The sequence below is a fragment of the Streptomyces sp. NBC_00029 genome (genome assembly GCF_045160505.1).
Lineage (GTDB): Bacteria > Actinomycetota > Actinomycetes > Streptomycetales > Streptomycetaceae > Streptomyces.
The window spans coordinates 1,980,283-1,997,059 of the sequence record NZ_CP108292.1 but is presented as its reverse complement, the minus strand read 5'-3'; the positions used below and the strand labels follow the sequence as shown (position 1 = coordinate 1,997,059).

The 16,777-nt window shown below is 71.9% G+C and carries 16 protein-coding genes; 14 read left to right on the top strand and 2 right to left on the bottom strand.

Features of this window, described 5'->3' with window-relative positions:
• Positions 1 to 215 precede the first annotated feature (215 nt).
• Together OG753_RS09660 and OG753_RS09655 are read right to left on the bottom strand one after the other, a co-directional pair.
• The gene (locus OG753_RS09660) at positions 216 to 425 is read right to left on the bottom strand and encodes a hypothetical protein (protein WP_327261402.1); all 210 of its coding nucleotides are present in this window, start codon (positions 423 to 425) and stop codon (positions 216 to 218) included.
• Positions 426 to 520: 95 nt separating this feature from the next.
• A complete protein-coding gene (locus OG753_RS09655) occupies positions 521 to 907 on the bottom strand; it encodes a hypothetical protein (RefSeq protein WP_327261401.1) in 387 nt (128 codons plus the stop codon).
• A gap of 594 nt (positions 908 to 1,501) precedes the next feature.
• On the opposite strand from OG753_RS09655, the gene OG753_RS09650 reads away from it, so the two are divergent.
• The 14 genes from OG753_RS09650 (at position 1,502) to fabG (ending at position 16,765) form a co-directional block, all read left to right on the top strand.
• On the top strand, positions 1,502 to 2,500 hold the full coding sequence (locus tag OG753_RS09650; RefSeq protein ID WP_327261400.1) for a LuxR C-terminal-related transcriptional regulator: 999 nt from the start codon (positions 1,502 to 1,504) through the stop codon (positions 2,498 to 2,500).
• 548 nt (positions 2,501 to 3,048) lie between these two features.
• Complete coding sequence (locus OG753_RS09645; protein WP_405788094.1) at positions 3,049 to 4,467, top strand: MFS transporter; 1,419 nt, start codon at positions 3,049 to 3,051, stop codon at positions 4,465 to 4,467.
• Positions 4,464 to 5,813: a hypothetical protein gene (locus tag OG753_RS09640; RefSeq protein WP_327261398.1), complete on the top strand. Its 1,350-nt coding sequence runs from the start codon at positions 4,464 to 4,466 to the stop codon at positions 5,811 to 5,813. The genes OG753_RS09645 and OG753_RS09640 overlap by 4 nt, the downstream gene beginning before the upstream one ends.
• The gene (gene dapE / locus OG753_RS09635; protein ID WP_405788092.1) at positions 5,810 to 6,910 is read left to right on the top strand and encodes a succinyl-diaminopimelate desuccinylase; all 1,101 of its coding nucleotides are present in this window, start codon (positions 5,810 to 5,812) and stop codon (positions 6,908 to 6,910) included. Before OG753_RS09640 ends, dapE begins: the two co-directional genes overlap by 4 nt.
• Positions 6,907 to 7,896, top strand: coding sequence for a hypothetical protein (locus OG753_RS09630; protein ID WP_327261396.1), 990 nt, complete (start codon positions 6,907 to 6,909; stop codon positions 7,894 to 7,896). Before dapE ends, OG753_RS09630 begins: the two co-directional genes overlap by 4 nt.
• 65 nt (positions 7,897 to 7,961) lie before the next feature.
• Entirely contained in the window at positions 7,962 to 8,738 is a 777-nt protein-coding gene (locus OG753_RS09625; protein WP_383190040.1) for a TenA family transcriptional regulator, read from the top strand.
• A 172-nt stretch (positions 8,739 to 8,910) separates the two neighbouring features.
• Entirely contained in the window at positions 8,911 to 9,747 is an 837-nt protein-coding gene (locus OG753_RS09620) for an aminotransferase class IV (protein WP_327266690.1), read from the top strand.
• Positions 9,740 to 11,071, top strand: coding sequence for a hypothetical protein (locus OG753_RS09615; protein ID WP_405788091.1), 1,332 nt, complete (start codon positions 9,740 to 9,742; stop codon positions 11,069 to 11,071). Before OG753_RS09620 ends, OG753_RS09615 begins: the two co-directional genes overlap by 8 nt.
• Complete coding sequence (locus OG753_RS09610) at positions 11,068 to 11,802, top strand: RraA family protein (protein WP_327261393.1); 735 nt, start codon at positions 11,068 to 11,070, stop codon at positions 11,800 to 11,802. The genes OG753_RS09615 and OG753_RS09610 overlap by 4 nt, the downstream gene beginning before the upstream one ends.
• Before the next feature lie 48 nt (positions 11,803 to 11,850).
• Entirely contained in the window at positions 11,851 to 12,942 is a 1,092-nt protein-coding gene (locus OG753_RS09605; protein ID WP_405788089.1) for a dipeptide epimerase, read from the top strand.
• A gap of 67 nt (positions 12,943 to 13,009) precedes the next feature.
• Positions 13,010 to 14,308, top strand: coding sequence for an ATP-grasp domain-containing protein (locus OG753_RS09600; protein WP_405788087.1), 1,299 nt, complete (start codon positions 13,010 to 13,012; stop codon positions 14,306 to 14,308).
• 298 nt (positions 14,309 to 14,606) lie between these two features.
• On the top strand, positions 14,607 to 15,455 hold the full coding sequence (locus OG753_RS09595; protein WP_401285475.1) for a HipA family kinase: 849 nt from the start codon (positions 14,607 to 14,609) through the stop codon (positions 15,453 to 15,455).
• The gene (locus OG753_RS09590) at positions 15,452 to 15,835 is read left to right on the top strand and encodes a DUF3037 domain-containing protein (protein ID WP_030718859.1); all 384 of its coding nucleotides are present in this window, start codon (positions 15,452 to 15,454) and stop codon (positions 15,833 to 15,835) included. Before OG753_RS09595 ends, OG753_RS09590 begins: the two co-directional genes overlap by 4 nt.
• A gap of 168 nt (positions 15,836 to 16,003) precedes the next feature.
• Positions 16,004 to 16,765 (top strand): 3-oxoacyl-ACP reductase FabG, encoded by a 762-nt coding sequence (gene fabG, locus OG753_RS09585; RefSeq protein ID WP_327261389.1) that lies wholly within the window; start codon positions 16,004 to 16,006, stop codon positions 16,763 to 16,765.
• Positions 16,766 to 16,777: the final 12 nt, after the last annotated feature.

The window sequence follows — 16,777 nt, the reverse complement described above, 5'->3', positions numbered from 1 at the left end:
TACGCGGTCTCCGGGCCGGCGCCGCAGCCGGGGAGGAGGGCCCGGTGTCCGCGCGCGTGCCGGCGGCTCAGGGGTGCCGGGGCGGGTCGGCCGACGCCCGGCCCTGAGCGGTGAAGTGGTGAAGCGGTGCCGGGGCCCGCCCGGTCCGCCGGGAGCCGTGGGCCCGAGCGGCGGTCGTACTCACGGGCCCCGGACCCGAGGAGGGGTGCCGGGGCTCAGTTGCCCCAGGTCACGTCGCTCGGGTCGATGGGACCGGTGCTGCGGTGGAGCGTGCTGCCGGTCGGCACGGTCACCGGGAGCGGACCGTCCGCCCGGATCTGAGAGAGGGACGGCGCGCCGTCCTGGGAGGCCGCCGGGGTGAAGAGGAGGGCGCCGAGCGCGATGAAGCCGGCGGCGACGGTCCTGAGAGTCGGTGTGGATCTCACAGAAAGGGGCCCTTCGTGAATTGCTTTCTGTTCTGGCGGTGGACAACCGACGTTCGCCCGGAAGCGCATTTCCTCTTCCCGCCTCGCCGGTGTACCTACTCTGTCGTCTCGCCGGTGGTGTCGGAAGGGGATACCGGTGGACGGAACATGTCGTGTCCTATCCCGTCCACCGGTGACGGGGAGGCCAGGACGTCCCAGTACTCCGGAACCAGCACCACGCCGCAGGAAGCCAGCCGGAAGGACGCCAGCCGGGAATGGGCGGCGAGCGTACGAATGCAGAGCGCTGCGGCCCGGAGTTCTGCGGCGGCCAAGCGGGGTGCGGTGAGGAAGAGACCGACGACCGGTCCGCCGGGGGCGTCCGGGTGCAGGCTGATGTGTTCCAGGCCGTCGTCGGGATCGGCGCAGCAGGTGAAGAGAGCTCCCGTCTCCTCGGGCAGCGGCATGTCCGCAGGCCCGTCGAGACGGACATGTACGAGGTACACGGTTCCCCCTTCGTCTCTCGCGCGTAATTGCGTGCTGTGCCGTGCGGTGCGGTGCTGTGTCGTGTTGTGCGGTGCGGTGCGGTGCCGTGGCTTTGCGTGCCGGGCGCTTCGCGGCACCGGACGTCCGCGGGTGATCCGCCTGCGGAAGCGTCTGTCGGACGGATCGGCGCCAGGCCTGTGGCGGGACGCGGCCAGGGCTCAAGTGTCGTGCAGGGTCCGCTGGCTCGGTTGTACCGAGACCGCAGGGTGCACCACCGGGGTCCCCGTCCTGGTGCGCGCGTTGCTGAGGCCGGATATCGGCCAGGGTAGTTGAGGCCCTTCCGGCCACGGGCCCGCGGGCCGGACGTCCCCCCGAGGTCCGACTGCCCATTGATACACCTCCGACGCAGCCGCGGTGATTCTTTTCCGGACGCAACCGTCACCGGGGCGGACCCCGGTCGCCGGGGCCGTGGTCCCAACCGGGCGCGCCGAGAGGCAACCTGACGTCGCCCTGAGGCATCCCCTCAGGCAGGATCACCGTTGTCCCTCACCGAACACCGCACCGATCCTTCACCACCCGTCCACATACGCGATCATTGACCGGAGTTCCCACCCATGCTGGCTGCGCTTGGACTTGACACGGATACCGAACGCGTCTATCGCGCCATGCTGGCCCATCCCGACGACGGGATAGCCGCACTGTCCCAGCGCCTCAGCCTGCCCGAGGACACGCTGCGCCACTGCCTCGACCGGCTCAGCTCCCTGGCGCTCGTCCGGCCGTCCGGCCAGGCCGACACCGCGTTCCGGGTGATGGGGCCGGAACAGGCCATGAACCTGCTGCTCGCCCGCCAGCAGGCCGAGCTCGCCGCCCACCAGGAGCGCGTCGAGTCCGCTCGGGCCGCAGCCGCGCAACTGGTCGCCGAATGCTCCGCTCTGCGCGGGCCCGCCGCCGGGCTCCGCGCGGAGCAGCTGACCGGCGCGCAGGAGATACGCGCCCGGCTCGCCCGGCTCGCCGCCGGCGTCGAGCACGAGATCATGACCTTCGCTCCGGGCGGCGCGCACACGGAGAGCGACCTCGAGGCCAGTCGCGGGCCGAACGCGGAGCTGCTGGAACGCGGTGTCACCATGCGCACCATCTACCTCGACAGCGTCCGCAACCATCAGCCGACCCTGCGCCACGTCGACTGGCTCCACCAGCACGGCGGCCAGGTCCGTACGGCTCCCAGCCTGCCCATCAGGATGATCATCGCGGACCGGAACGAGGCCGTTCTGCCGCTGGACACCACCGATGCCCAGAGCGGCGCCGTGGTCCTCACCGGCCAGGGCATCACCACGGCCCTGTGCGAGCTGTTCGAGAACACCTGGCAGGCCGCCAGCCCGCTGGGTCCCGCGGTCGAACGCGACACCAACGGGCTGACCCGCCAGCACCACGAGGCTCTTCGGCTGCTCGCCCAGGGGCTCACCGACCAGGCCATCGCCAAGCGGCTCGGAGTGTCCTCTCGTACGGCCCGGCGATTCGCGGCCGAACTGATGGACGCCCTGGGGGCGCGCAGCCGGTTCGCGGCGGGCGTCCATGCGGTCCAGAACGGCTGGCTCCCCCCGAACCGCACCTGACCTGACCTGACCTGACCTGACCCGGCCCGGCCCGGGGCCGCGACCCGCCTCCCTTCGCTTTCCGGGCGCAGAGGGGCGCGGGGGCCGTTCCTGTTCCCGATGTGATCCATGGGGTCCCCCGGGCGTGCGCGAATTCTGTGGAACGCCTCCCGTGCCATCCGCGCGATCCCCAGGGTGTGATCCCCTTGGGGTGAATTCCCGCTGCGCGATTCCCGCCCGCGCGATTCCCGCGTTCGGACAATTCCCGCGCACGGCGGAGCGGTCGTGGTGCGGCTTCTCGTTGGTTAAAGATTCATCAACTCCAGCCGATTCTGTCCCATTTGGTCCGATATATCGCTGGCCCGTGAATGCCATGGCCGCTACCGTCCACATCGAAACGGTTGCCCCGGGATCACTGCCCGTCCCATCGTGTTCTGCGTGTACGGCGCCACGAATTCCGTGAAGAACGGAATTCCGCGGCGTATCGATGTCGCCATCGCGCCTCGATTCCTTTACACGACTTCGGAATCCGAAGAATCCAGAACGCTCGGCAGAGACGGTTGGCCCGAATGACGAAGGACATCACCACAGCGGCGCCCGTCCACCCTTCGCCCCTGGCGCTCCGCATTTTCCTCGGTGGACAGAGCGTGTCCCTGATGGGCGACGGCCTCGCGATCCTCGCGATCCCGCTGGTCGTCCTCCAGGTCAGCGGGTCCCCGTACGCCGCGGTGCTGGCCGCCATCCCGCGGACCGTCGGATATCTGCTGGTCGGCCTGCCCGCCGGGGCCCTGGTGGACCGGCTGAACCCCCGCAACGTCATGCTGGCCATGGACGCCGTACGGTTCGGGGTCTTCCTCAGCCTCGCCCTGCTCGCGGCCACCTCGCAGCTGCGCGTCCCGGTGATCCTCGCCCTGGCCTTCGTGGCGGCGGGGGCCGGGGTCTTCTTCGAGACCGCGCTCACGGTGGCGGTGCGGGACCTGGTCGCGGAGGAACGGCTCGTACGCACGAACTCGCTGCTGGAAGCGGCGAATCAGGGCGCACAGATCGTGGGGCCCGGACTGGTCGGTGTGCTGTCGGCGCTCTGGGGCCTCCAAGTGGCCCTGGTGGTCAATGCTTGTACGTTCGCCGTGTCCTTCGCCACCGTCCTGCACGCCCTGCGCGGCAGGAAGCGTGCGAACCGGGCCCCCTCCCCGCCGTTGAAGGAAGCGCTGCGCGGGGTGGGCGGGGACCTGGCCGAGGGGTTCCGCTGCCTGCGGTCCCTGCGCGTCGTCCTCCTGGTCACCTGCCTCCAGGCGAGCGCCAACCTGTTCCTCGCCGTCGGCTACCTGCTGGTGTTCTACCTGCGCGACACCCTCCACCTCGGCACCTCCGCGGCGAGTGCCGTCGTCGCCGCGGGCGGTGCGGGCGGGGTGCTCGGGGCGGCGGTGGCGGTCCGGCTCGGCGCCAGGATGCGGCACGAAACGCTGATCGCGCTCAGCGCGGCCGGTCTGGGCGTGGCGCTGGCCTTGCTCGGGGTGGCGACGTCACTGGTTCCGCTGCTGCTGCTGAACCTGCTGCTGGGCTGTTCCACGGTGACCGCGGTGGTGCTGATCCGCTCCCTGCGTCAACGCCTCGTGCCCCGACCCCTGCTGGGCCGGGTGACCGCCACGGCCAAGGTGGCCGCGCTGGCGGCCAGCCCGGTCGGTGCGCTCGCCGGCGGCGCGCTGACGACGATGAACCACGGCGACCCCCGGCCGGTGTTCATGGCAGCCGGCGTACTCAGTGTCCTGACGACCGCTGCTGCCTGGACGTTCGGCCTGCGGGGCGGCACGCACCGTCCACCCGACCCGGCGCAGCGGCCGGGCACGGACCAGCGACCCGCCACCGCTGCCACACCTGACACCTCTGCCACATCCGCCACGCCCGGTATGGAGAACTCCCGTTCACCCGCCGCGGAGAACTCCACCGCACATGCCATCGAGACCAGCGAAACCAGGGAGACGCCGTGACCAACGGCATCACACAGCACTACCTCGCCACCGTCGACCACCGCTCCACCGGCGAGGCGATCCGCAAGGCCGTCGACTCGCCTCTCCTCAGCACGGGTTACGGCGGAGCGTTCCTCAACCGGCCCCTCTTCCTCGAACACGCGCAGCAGGAAGGCCTGGGGCGCGACCTGTCGGCACTGTTCCGGCTGCTCACCACCCTTCCCGACCGGGTGGCGGACGGTGACCTCGGCCGCTACTGCGAACTCGTGGGGATGACCCGCTCGCAGACCGACGCCGTACGCCGGACGGCCGGCGCCGACCCCGTACCGCTGGGACGGGCCGACCTCTACCACGACGGCGACGGGTTCCGGCTCCTGGAGTTCAACCTCAGCAGCGCTCTCGGCGGCTTCGAGAACGCCGAGATCAACCGGGCGCTGCTCGACGTCCCCGCGGTGGCCGACTTCACGCAGCGCGAGCGCCTGCGGTACGCCGACACGCTGGGCGAGATCGTCCGCGTCATGCTCGATTCCGCCCGCGCGCCCTGGTGGGGCGACCGGCCGTTCGTCGCGATCGTCGACACGCCCGGCAGCTTCGCGGGTCTTGAACGCAGGCTCGGCTTCATGGCCCGGCTGCTGGCGGACCACGGCGTCGACGCGGTGGCCTGCCACACGGGTCAGCTGAAGGAGGAGGGCGGACGGCTGTTCGCCGACGGTCGCCCCGTCGACATCGTCTACCGGTTCTTCATCATCGAGGACCTGCTGGAGGAGCAGGGTGAGATCGACCTCATCGACCCGATCCTGCGCTGCCACGAAGCCGGCGGCGTCACCGTGTTCGCCCCGCTCGACACCGAGATGTACGGCAACAAGCGGGCCCTCGCGCTCCTCGGCGAGGAGCAGGTCAGGGCGACCCTGTCCGGCGGGGACCGGGAACTGGTGGACCGCTTCGTCCCCTGGACGAGACGCCTGCGGCGCGGCCAGGTCGAGGTGGCGGGGGACCACGTCGATCTGGAGTCCTACTGCCTGGACAACCAGGCGTCCCTCGTGCTCAAGCCCAGTCTTCTGCACGGCGGCGCGGGTGTCGCCACCGGCTGGTCGATGAGCCCGGCGCAGTGGCGCGAAGCGCTCGACGACGCCTTCCGGAGCCCGTTTGTCGTACAGCGCAGGGTGGCACCCGCCCCCGAGCCCTTCCCGGACCGGGGGGAGACCGCGTCGCAGGTGCTGAACTGGGGCGTCTTCATGGCCGGTGACCACTACGCGGGGTCCGTGGTGCGCGGGGTGGGCGACCCGGACGTGAGCGTGGTCAGCATGGGGGCGGGTGCGAGGGTCGGCTGCTGCTTCCACCGCGAGGACGAGAGCGGTGCAGTGTGACGCCGCCCGCCGGGGCCACGGCTCCCGAGATCGCGGACATGGCCGGGGCTCTCGGTGAACTCACCCTGCGTCTGGTGGACATACCGTCCGAGAGCGGCGACGAGTCGGCGATCGCCGACTTCGTGGAAGAACGGCTGCGGAAGCTGGACCACCTGGAGGTCGTCCGGCTGGGCCACTGCGTCATCGCCCGCAGCGACCGCGGTCGCCCCGCACGGGTCCTGCTCGCCGGGCACCTGGACACCGTGCGCGCGGCGGCGCCGCCCCAGCCCACGGCGCTCGACGGCGACGAGGTGACCGGCCGGGGCGCCGTCGACATGAAGGGCGGCCTCGCGGTGCTGCTCGCACTGGCCGAGCACGCCGTGGCCGAGGCCCGGTACGACTGCACTCTGGTCTTCTACGACCGGGAGGAGTCCGGCAGCCACCTCAGCGGCATGCACCACCTCGCCGCCGGCCACCCCGAACTGCTCCGGGCCGACGCGGCGGTCCTCCTGGAGCCGACCGGAGGCTGGGTGGAACCCGGTTGCCAGGGGAGCCTGCGCGTCCGTGCGTCCTTCCCCGGGCGCGCCGCACACACCGCCCGCCCCTGGCAGGGGATGAACGCGGTGGAGTGGGCCCTGCCCGCCCTGGCACGGTGCGCGGACCACCAGCCGCAGCCCGTGACGCTGGACGGCCTGACCTATCCGCAGGCGCTGCAGATCGTGGGCGTCGAGGCGGGCGGCGACAGCAATGTGGTGCCCGACCGGTGCGTGGTGCATGTCAACTCCCGGTACGCCCCGAACCGCAGCCGCGAGGAGGCCTTCGCGGAGGTGGAGAAGCTGCTCGGCCCGGAGGCCGAGGAACTCGTGATCACGCTGGACTCGCCCGCCGCCCATCCTTCCCTGGAGCATCCGGTGCTGCGTCGGCTGAGCACCCTGGCCGAGGGCAGGGTGCGGCCGAAACTCGGCTGGACCGACGCCGGCCGGCTCGCACAGCTCGGCGTCCCCGCGGCGAACTTCGGCCCCGGAGACCCCGAGCTGGCACACGGCCCCGACGAACGCGTCGGCCGCCGGGAACTCTTCGAGGTCTTCCACCTACTGAAGCAGGTGCTCAGCTCATGACGGCGCCCACACTCGCCCAGCTCGGCCGGCAGCCCGTCCAGCGCGCCTCCCGCGTCCTGGTGACCGATGTGACCCTGCGTGACGGCGGTTACCTGAACGGCCACACCTGGACGGACGAGCAGGCGCACGCGGTCGTCCGCGCCGTCGCCGCCTGCGGAGTCCCCCGCATCGAGGTCGGCTACACGGAAGGTTTCGTCCCGGACGTCCGGCGCACCGGGGAAGCACCGGGCAACCGAGGCGGCGGTTCCCCCTCGGCGGAACTGCTCGGCGCCCTCGTCGACGCTGCCTCGCCCGCCACCGTCCTGATGATGGTGAAACCCTTCGCCGGCGCCCCGGACTGGAACGCCCTGGCCGCCTGCGGCGTGGGAGGGGTGCGTTTCCCGCTCCCCGTGACCCGCGTCGACGAGGCAGCAGCGCTGCTGGCCGGGGCTCGGGAGGCAGGGCTGGAGGCGGTCGTCAACCTGATCCGGGTCAGCGCCCACCCCCTCGACCTGACGGTGGCAGCAGCCGTCCGCGCCACCGAGCTGGGGGCGCAGGCGCTGTACGTCGCCGACTCCAACGGCAGCCTCACCCCCGACGCCGTAGGGGAGTTGATGCGTGCGCTGCACTCGTCGGTGCCGGTTCCGCTCGGTTTCCACGCCCACGACAACCTGCGGCTGGCCTTCGCCAACACCCTGGCCGCGCTCGCGGCAGGCGCCGTACACGTGGACGCCTCCTTCGCCGGTCTCGGCAAGGGCGGCGGAAACCTCGTACTGGAACTGCTCCTCGGCGCCCTGCGGTCGGCCGGCCGCGACGATCTCATGCTCCGGCCGCTGGCCCCTCTCGCGCAGATCCTGGAGGCGGAGACGGCAGTGAAGCGCAGCCAGGAGCAGGGCGCGTGGGCGGCCGGCCTGCTCGACCTGGACATGGAGCGCGCGGTCCCCGTCTTCGACCTGCCGCTCGACGAGGTCCTCGCCTTCGTCGATTCCCCGGCGGCGCGCCGATAGCCCGGGCGCGTCCCTCACCCCAGTACCTTCCCGACCCCCGCCCCTTCCCCCGTATCGGAGTTGACATGACCGGTTTTGTGGACGATCTCGACCAGATGATCCGCGCGCGGCGCAAGATGACCAGCCCGCTGTACCGGACGATCCTGGCGGGCCGGGCGTCGCAGCCGCTCCTCGCCGGATTCGTACGCCACCGCTGGCCGATCAAGAACATGTGGACCCGCAACATCCTGGGCATCGCCTCCGGTGTCGAGGACTACCGGCTGCGCGCCTCCCTCGTGGAGAACGTGTACGAGGAGGAGACGGGCGCCCTCAGTCGCAGCAAGCGCCACCTGGAGACGTTCGCCGACTTCGGCGCCGCCGTGGGTGTGGATCGCGACTCGCTCACCACGGACGACCCCCGGCCGGAGACCAGGGCCGTGATCGACCACAACATCTCGGTGTGCAACTCCTCCGAAGCGCACTTCACGGCAGGCGTCGCCTCCGTGCTGCTGCTCATGGAGGGCCAGCCCCCCATCGTCGACGAGCAGGGCGGCAGCATGCTCGCGGTGATGCGCGACGTGTATCAACTCCCCTCCAGCGGGCTGGAGTTCTTTGTGCATCACGCCTCCGCCGACGAGGGGGCGGACGGGGTGAGCGAGCTGGAGGACGAGCATGCCGAGGCGGCGCGCGAGCTGCTGCGCCGCTACTGCACGACCGAGGAGCTGCGCGAAGCGGCGCGTGACGCACTGGCGCGGGCACTCGAACTGCGCCACCGGCACTTCGACATGATCCTCGCGACGTCGTACGACCCCGCCGAGCAGCCCTTCCGGTACGAGGCGGACGCCGCGCATGCCACCGTCTGACGCGCTGCCCGGAGCCCCGCAAGGCGCGCTGCCCGGCCCTGCGGATGTCTCACCGCTCGGCGCTCCGCAAAGCCCTCCGCAAAGCCCTCCGCAAGGCGCCCCGCCCTCGGACACGGTCTTCCACGCCGGGCGCCTGGTCCCCGCCCACGAGGCAACCCTGCGGGTGGACAGCATGGCCCTGCGCTACGGGCTGTCCGTCTTCGAGGGCGTCCGGGTCTACCGCCTGGCCGGCGGCGGGGTCCGCCCCTGGCTGCTGCCCCAGCACCTCGATCGGCTGCGCGCGTCCCTGTCCGCCATGCTGCTGCCCGACCCGGGGGTCGACGAGATCCCCGGCATCGTCGCGGAACTCACCGCCCGCAACGGCATCACGGACGACGCCTACTGCCGGATCAGCGTCAGCGCAGAAGGGCCGGGACTGATCGGTGACGAGGTCAAAGGGGTGCTGAGCGTCACCCTGCGTCCCATGGGCCGCAAACGCTGGCTCAACGGCGCCGACGGCATGCGGCTCGGTGTGAGCCGGTGGCAGCGGCCGTCCGCCGCCGTACTGCCGACGCACGCCAAAAGCATCGCCCAGTACGCCGGTTCACGCATCGCCCTGGCCGAGGCGAAGGCCGCAGGGTACGACGCGTGCCTGCTGACCACGCCCGAAGGCAGGGTGGCCGAGGCTCCGACCGCGACCCTGTGCGCGGTGCACGGCGGCGCGCTCAGCACGCCGCCGCTCACCGACGGCGTACTGCCCGGGGTGACACGGGCCTGGGTCCTCGCCGCGTGCCGCGACCTGGGGATCGAGGCGCAGCCGCGCAGCACGGACGTGGCGCGGCTGCGCGCGGCGGACGAGGTGTTCCTGTGCGGCACGGGCCTGGAGTTCGCCCCGGTGCGCGCACTCGACTCGGTGACCGTGCCGGACTGGGAGCGCCGCCCGGTCATGTCCCGGCTGGCCGAGAAGTATTTCGCCGAGGTCCGGGGCGAGACCCGGGCCACCGAGGTGCGCTGGAGTTCCGTTGATTGACTGGATCCGGACGGGTACGGCGATGGCGGAGCTGGCGAGGGACCCGCAACAGGCCTTGGCCGTCACCGCCGAGGAGGTGGCGGCCGGGCCGCCGCTGCGCAACCGGCACTTCGCCCTGTCGCCGACCGCCCTCTTCCTCGAGGGGCCCCGCGCGCGAGCGCACGCATCGCGGGTCGAGTCCTATGTCGCCCTGCTGGACAAGGTGCTCGCCCTGTACCGGTCGGACGCGCGAGTGCGGGCGTTCTTCGGCCTCCCCACCGCTGCCGAGCGGCTGATACACGCGGGTGAGGAGTCTTTGGACCGGGTCACGGTCGCGCGGATCGACGGCTATCTGGACCTGGTGTCCGACCGGCTGCGCGTCCTGGAGAACAACGCGGACGCCCCGGCCGGAGCCGTCTTCACCCCCCGCATCAACACCGCGGTGGACGTCGTCCACCGCAGGCTGGGGCTGGACGGGGGCGCCGACGGCGCGTACCCCTTCCGCGACGACCGCGCCTTCGCCTCGCTGCTCCTGGAGGAGGCCCGGCGCCACGCCTCCTCCGTGGCGGCCCCCCGGATCGCGGTGCTGCAGCCCCGGGACGCGGTCGGTGCCGAATCCGCCGAGCTGGTCGCGCAGTTGTGCTCCCTGGGCGCCACCGCCTTCCTGGCCGACCCCCGGGACCTGGAGGTGAGCGGCCGACAGGTGGGCTTCGCCGGCCGCCAGGCCGACCTGTGCTGGAACAAGGTGAACACCGTGCTGTGGCAGCGGCTCGTGGAGTCGTCGCCCGCCCTGGTCGACCTCTGGTGCCGGGCGCTGGCCTCCGAGGGGTTCCTGCACCTCAACTCCATGGCGTCCCGCTACGTGGCGGAGAACAAGGTGGCCCTCGCCCTGGTGCAGACCCCGGGCTTCACGCAGCACTTCGACACCGCCGAGCGCGCCCTGGTGGCGGAACTCCTCCCGTGGTCCCGCTCCCTGCGCGCCTGCACCGATCTGCCGGACGAGGCGGAGATCCGCGCCCGCGCCCCGGAGTTCGTCATCAAGGAGCCCTACGACATCAGGGGCGACGGGGTCCTGGTGGGCCGCTCGGCCCGCGCGGACGACTGGGCCGCGGCCGTCGCGCGGGGCGGGCGGGAAGGGTTCCTCCTCCAGGAGTACGTGCCCCCGGTCGGCGTCCCCGTCCTGTGCGAGGACGGCAGGACCGTACCCATGGCCGTGAGCCTGGACTCGTTCGTCTGGGCAGGTCGTTTTGTCGGATTCGGATCCAAGGCGTCGACCTCGGACCGGGTGAACGTGTTCCAGGGCGGACGGAAGTTGTCGGTACGAGTGTCAGGAGACCTGCCATGACCAGAGCCGCGGAAGCAAGGGCGGTCGCGGAGGCCACGGAAGCCGCAGCAGCCGAATCCGGCACGGCGGTACCGGCCGGCCTCACCGCCACCGATACCGCGGCGGTCAGCGACGCCCTGGACATGCTGGGGATCGACGGCTGCCTTCCGGGTCTGCGCCATCTGTCGGGCCGTGGTTTCGTGGCCGGGCCCGCCTTCACGCTTCGCTACGAGCCCGTGGACGAGGGCGAGCCGGGGCCCGCCGGCGACTTCCTCGACGACGTGCCCCCGGGGTCCGTCGTCGTCATCGCCAACGAGGGCCGGACCGGGGCCACGGTCTGGGGCGACGTCCTGAGCCGCGTCGCCCGGCACCGCGCGGTGGCGGGGACCGTCATCGACGGCGTGTGCCGGGACATCGGCGGCTCCCGCGCGGTGGGGTACCCGGTGTGGGCGCGGGGCGTGTTCATGCGCTCGGGGAAGAACCGCGTACGGCTGCGCGCGGTGGGTTCCACCGTCGAGGTCTGCGGCGTCGCAGTCGCGCACGGGGATCTGGTCTGCGCGGACGAGTCGGGTGTGGTCGTGGTGGACCGCCGACAGGCCGAGCGGGTCGCGGAGTTGGTGGCGGACATCAGGGAGCGCGAGGAGCGGATCGTCACCGCCGCGCTGGCGGGCCGTTCGCTGGCCGCCGCCCGAAGGGAGTTCGGGTACCACGGGCTGGCCCGGCCGGTGGAGAGCAAGCCCTGGCAGCCGTAAGAGGCAGCCCGGCAACCGTGACAAACAAGCCCCAACAGGAGAGAGTCCATGCTCATTCATGACCTTGTCGTGCACCCGCGCCGCGTACCGCTGCGCGTCCCGTACAGGTCGGTGGTGCGCGGCACCGTCCGCGAGGCCCGGGTCACCCTGGTCGAGCTCGTCTACGGGGACGGGCGCTCCGCGTGGGGCGAGGCCGTCTCCATGCCCGCGGTGACCGGTGAGACGCCGGAGAGCGCGGCCGCGCTCCTGCACGGCCCGCTGCGCGAGGCCGTCGTCGGTCGGCGGGTCGAGGACCTGGGGGAGAACTGCGCCCGGGTCGACCGCTGCACGGCGGGCAACGGCGGGGCGAAGGCCGGCGTGGAGATCGCCCTGCACGACGCCTTCGCCCAGATGCTCGAGATCCCGGTGTTCCGTCTGCTGGGCGGATCGCAGAAGGAGTTGGAGACCGGCATCACGGTGGGGCTCGGCACAGCCGACGAGATGGCCGAGCGGGCGCACGGACTGGTGGCGGACGGCTTCACCGCCCTGAAGCTGAAGGTCGGCCACGCCGTCGAACTCGACGTCCGGCGCGTCGAGGCGGTCCGGCAGGCGGTGGGCCCGGGCATCCGGCTGCGCCTGGACGCCAACCAGGGCTGGACCGCCAAGGAGGCCGTGCGGGCGGTCCGGCGCCTGGAGGACGGCGGCGCGGACATCGAACTGATCGAACAGCCGGTCGCGGCCCGGGACCTCGGCGCGCTCCGGTTCGTACGGGAGCGCGTCGCCACCCCGGTGGTCGCCGACGAGAGCGTGCTGACCGCGCGGGACGCCTTGGAGGTCGTACGGCACGAGGCGGCCGACGTGCTGAGCGTGAAGCTGCAGGAGTGCGGCGGCATCCGCAACGTGCTCCGGATCATCTCCATCGCCGAGGCAGCCGGTCTGGGCTGCATGGTGGGCTGCTCCCTGGAGACGGAGATCTCCGTTACCGCCGCCGCGAGCGTGGTGTCGGCGCGCTCCGCGGTCACGTACGTCGACCTGGACGCGCCCCTGTGGCTGGGCGCCTCCCCGGTGCGTGGCGGGGCCACCTACCGGGGGCCGGCCCTGGACCTTCCGACAGGGCCCGGCCTGGGCGTGAGCGGGCTTCTGCCGCCCCCGCAGAACTGACCCCGCCCGCCCCCGCCCCCCTCCTCCACCCAGCCCCTTCCCTCCCTCCAGACCAAGGAGAAACGTCATGGCGCGGCTTCTGATGCTCGGTGCGGGCATCGACATCTACCGCAAGTACATCCTGGAAACCCTGCATGCCCGCGGGGACGACGTGGCACTGATCGACACCGTGCCGCGGCCTTGGACCGAGCCCTTCGTCCGCGCGGGCGTCAAGGTGGATCTGCGGGACCGGGACGCGGTCGGCGAGGCGGCCCTGTCGCTGCACAGGGACGCGCCCTTCGACGGCGTACTGACCTACGACGAGGCGCAGGTGGAGCTGACGGCGTATGTCGCGGCACTGCTGGGGCTGCCCGGGCTGTCGCCCGAGGCGGCGGCGCGGTGCCGGGACAAGCGGGCGATGCGGGCCGCCTTCGAGGCCGCCGGTGTGCCGTCGGCCCGCAGCGTGCTCGTCGACGACGCGGAGGGCGCCGCGGCCGCCGCCGCAGGACTCGGCTACCCGGTGGTGGTCAAGCCCCGCAACCTGGGCGGCAGCATCGGGGTCGTCCGCGCCGACGACGAGCGCGAACTGCGCGCGGTGTTCAAGGTCGCGGCGGAGGCCGGTTTCGCGCGCATCGACCCGGAGCCGGGGGTGCTGGTCGAGCAGTACCTCGACGGACCGGAGTACAGCGTGGAGTCCGTCGTCAGGGACGGCCGGGTGCTCGTCTGCGGGATCACGGACAAGACGGTGGGGTTCGCGCCCTACTTCGAGGAGCTGGGGCACGTCTGCCGGGCCCCGGGGACAGGGCCCCACGACCAGCAGCTCATCGATACGGCGGTAGCCGCCCACCGAGCCCTCGGCATCACCGTCGGCGCCACCCACAGTGAGCTCAGGATGACCGCGGACGGACCTCGGATGATCGAGGTGGCGGCGCGGCTTGGCGGCGACCAGATCCCGTACGTCCACCGGCTGGCCTCGGGCGTCGACATGGTCGCCCTCACCGTGGAGGCGCTGACCGGCGGTGCCGGGACGGAGAGTGACCGGACGGAGAGTGCCCGGGCCGAGGCGGACGCGGACCTCTGGGCGGACACCGACCCCGGCCGGGTCCGCCCGGGAGTCGCCGGGATCCGGATGCTCTACCCGCAGCACGACGGTGTGGTCCGCGCGCTCGGGGCACCCGAGCCCGCCGGCCACCTCTGGCGCGAGATGGTCTGGCACGTGGAGGAAGGGCGGCACGTCCAGCTGCCCCCGCGCGGCTTCCTCAGCAGGCTGGGCCACGTCATCGCGCGGGCGGACGACGAACGGCAGCTGCGGGTGCGTCTCGATGCCGCCGTTGCGTCCCTGCGTATCGAAATCGAGGCAGTACCGGCACCGGGCGACCTTGCCTGAGGAGACCGATGCGCCGGAGCTGCCGCCACCATCGGTAGGGGCACGTTGCGCCGGTGGTTCACCTCCTGCGCCCGACACAGTGGGGCGCAGATCTCCGCGGTCACTCTGCGCAACTTCCCACATGGGGCCGGGCATCGTGGCGCGGAGGGTTCCATGAGCTGCCGGGGGAGCGGCAGTTCCGGGGCTCGAGCTTGAACTCCCCCGATTTCCCAGGCGGTCCAGAGGGGGCCGGCCCGGGGGAGAGTGCCCGCTGGTGTCCCGAGGATGTAAAGGATGCGGCGCCGTATAGCCTGGGAAAATGCTGACCGAAGTCACAGCGACCCGCTACGTCACGCCCCTGCGTGAGGGCGGCTCGCTCCCGGGAATCGTCGAGGCCGACGATCTCGGTACCTACGTCATGAAATTCACCGGAGCGGGCCAGGGCCGCAAGACCCTGGTCGCCGAGGTCATCTGCGGCCGGCTGGCCCAGCGGCTGGGGCTGAGGGTCCCGCGGCTGGTGCAGATGCAGCTCGACCCCGTGATCGGGCTCGGCGAGCCCGATCAGGAGGTCCAGGAGCTGCTCAAGGCCAGCGGCGGGCTCAACCTCGGCATGGACTACCTGCCCGGCTCGATCGGCTTCGACCCGCTCGCCTACCAGGTGGACCCGGTCGAGGCGGGTCGCGTGGTCTGGTTCGACGCCCTCATCAACAACGTCGACCGGTCCTGGCGCAACCCGAACATGCTCGTCTGGCACGGGGACGCCTGGCTCATCGACCACGGCGCCACCATGATCTGGCACCACAACTGGCCCACCGCCGCGGCCGCGGCCGCCAAGCCGTACAACGCCTCCGACCACGTACTGGCCCCCGTGGGCCCGGACATCGCCGCCGCGGCCGCCGCGCTCGCGCCGCTGGTGACCGAGGAACTCCTCACGGAGGTCGCCGCCGACGTCCCCGACGAATGGCTGGTCGACGAGCCGGGCTTCGACACCACCGACGCGCTGCGCCGCGCCTATGTGGAGGTGTTGCTGCCGCGCGCGGCCACGATCCACGAGAGGATCTCCATGGAGGCCGAGGTGAAGGCGCCCGCCGGACCGCCCGGCTGGCTCACCGACCACCTGCCCGAATGGCCCCACAAGACGCACCGGAAGAAGAGCGACAGCGAGTGACCAAGCGGGACGTATTCGAGTACGCGCTGGTGCGCGTGGTGCCCCGGATGGAACGGGGCGAGTGCTTCAACGCCGGTGTGATCGTCTACTGCCGGGCGCACACGTACGTCGCCGCGCGCACCCACCTCGACGAGGCAAAGCTCCTCGCGCTGGACCCCGGGGCCGACGTGGCCGGGGTACGGGCCGCTCTGCGCGGGGTCGAGGGCGTGTGCAGCGGCGGAGCCGATGCGGGACAGGCGGCCGGGGACGATGCGGGACGGCGGTTCCGCTGGCTGATCGCCCCGCGCAGCACCGTGGTGCAGCCGGGCCCGGTGCACACCGGCCTGACGGCCGATCCGGCGGCGGAGGTGGAGCGGCTGCTGGACCTGCTGGTCCGCTGACGAGGGTCCGGGGGCTCCGCCCCCGGACTCCCGCACGTCCCACACCGGCCGGGCCGTTCTGCGTGGCGTTGACACCGGGTGCCAGGGCTCCTAGCGTCTCCTCAGCTGAAGCTACTAAGCGGTTGCTCACCTCTGGGCGGCCGTCTCTCTAGGGCGAGGAGATCCAGCATGTCCACCACCGAGCAGCGCGTCGCGATCGTGACCGGAGGGGCCCGGGGCATCGGCGCGGCCACCGCCGTACGCCTGGCCGCCGAGGGCCGCGCCGTCGCCGTACTCGACCTCGACGAGGCGGCCTGCAAGGACACCGTCGAGGCCATCACGGCGGCCGGCGGCAAGGCCCTGGCGGTCGGCTGCGACGTCTCCGACGGGGCGCAGGTGGAGGCTGCCGTCGCGCGCGTCGCGAGCGAGCTCGGCGCCCCGACCATCCTGGTCAACAACGCGGGTGTGCTGCGCGACAACCTGCTGTTCAAGATGAGCGAGACCGACTGGGACACGGTCATGAACGTGCACCTGCGCGGCGCCTTCCTGATGTCGAAGGCCTGTCAGAAGTACATGGTGGAGGCCAAGTTCGGCCGCATCGTGAACCTCTCCAGCAGCTCGGCGCTCGGCAACCGCGGCCAGGTCAACTACTCCGCCGCGAAGGCCGGTCTGCAGGGCTTCACCAAGACCCTCGCCATCGAGCTCGGCAAGTTCGGCGTCACCGCCAACGCCGTCGCCCCCGGGTTCATCGTCACCGAGATGACCGCCCAGACGGCCGCCCGCGTCGGCATGGGCTTCGAGGACTTCCAGGCGGCCGCCGCCACCCAGATCCCGGTCCAGCGCGTCGGCCGTCCGGACGACATCGCCAACGCCATCGCCTTCTTCACCGGCGAGGCCGCGGGCTTCGTCTCCGGCCAGGTCATGTACGTGGCCGGCGGCCCGCTCAGCTGACGAGTCCACGAG

Bases quoted from the DNA above. Each gene is read 5' to 3' on its own strand.
- OG753_RS09650 (WP_327261400.1), top strand. From the start codon at position 1,502: ATGCTGGCTGCGCTTGGACTTGACACGGATACCGAACGCGTCTATCGC.
- OG753_RS09645 (WP_405788094.1), top strand. From the start codon at position 3,049: ATGACGAAGGACATCACCACAGCGGCGCCCGTCCACCCTTCGCCCCTG.
- OG753_RS09630 (WP_327261396.1), top strand. From the start codon at position 6,907: ATGACGGCGCCCACACTCGCCCAGCTCGGCCGGCAGCCCGTCCAGCGC.
- OG753_RS09625 (WP_383190040.1), top strand. From the start codon at position 7,962: ATGACCGGTTTTGTGGACGATCTCGACCAGATGATCCGCGCGCGGCGC.
- OG753_RS09620 (WP_327266690.1), top strand. From the start codon at position 8,911: ATGGCCCTGCGCTACGGGCTGTCCGTCTTCGAGGGCGTCCGGGTCTAC.
- OG753_RS09610 (WP_327261393.1), top strand. From the start codon at position 11,068: ATGACCAGAGCCGCGGAAGCAAGGGCGGTCGCGGAGGCCACGGAAGCC.
- OG753_RS09605 (WP_405788089.1), top strand. From the start codon at position 11,851: ATGCTCATTCATGACCTTGTCGTGCACCCGCGCCGCGTACCGCTGCGC.
- OG753_RS09600 (WP_405788087.1), top strand. From the start codon at position 13,010: ATGGCGCGGCTTCTGATGCTCGGTGCGGGCATCGACATCTACCGCAAG.
- OG753_RS09595 (WP_401285475.1), top strand. From the start codon at position 14,607: ATGCTGACCGAAGTCACAGCGACCCGCTACGTCACGCCCCTGCGTGAG.
- fabG (WP_327261389.1), top strand. From the start codon at position 16,004: ATGTCCACCACCGAGCAGCGCGTCGCGATCGTGACCGGAGGGGCCCGG.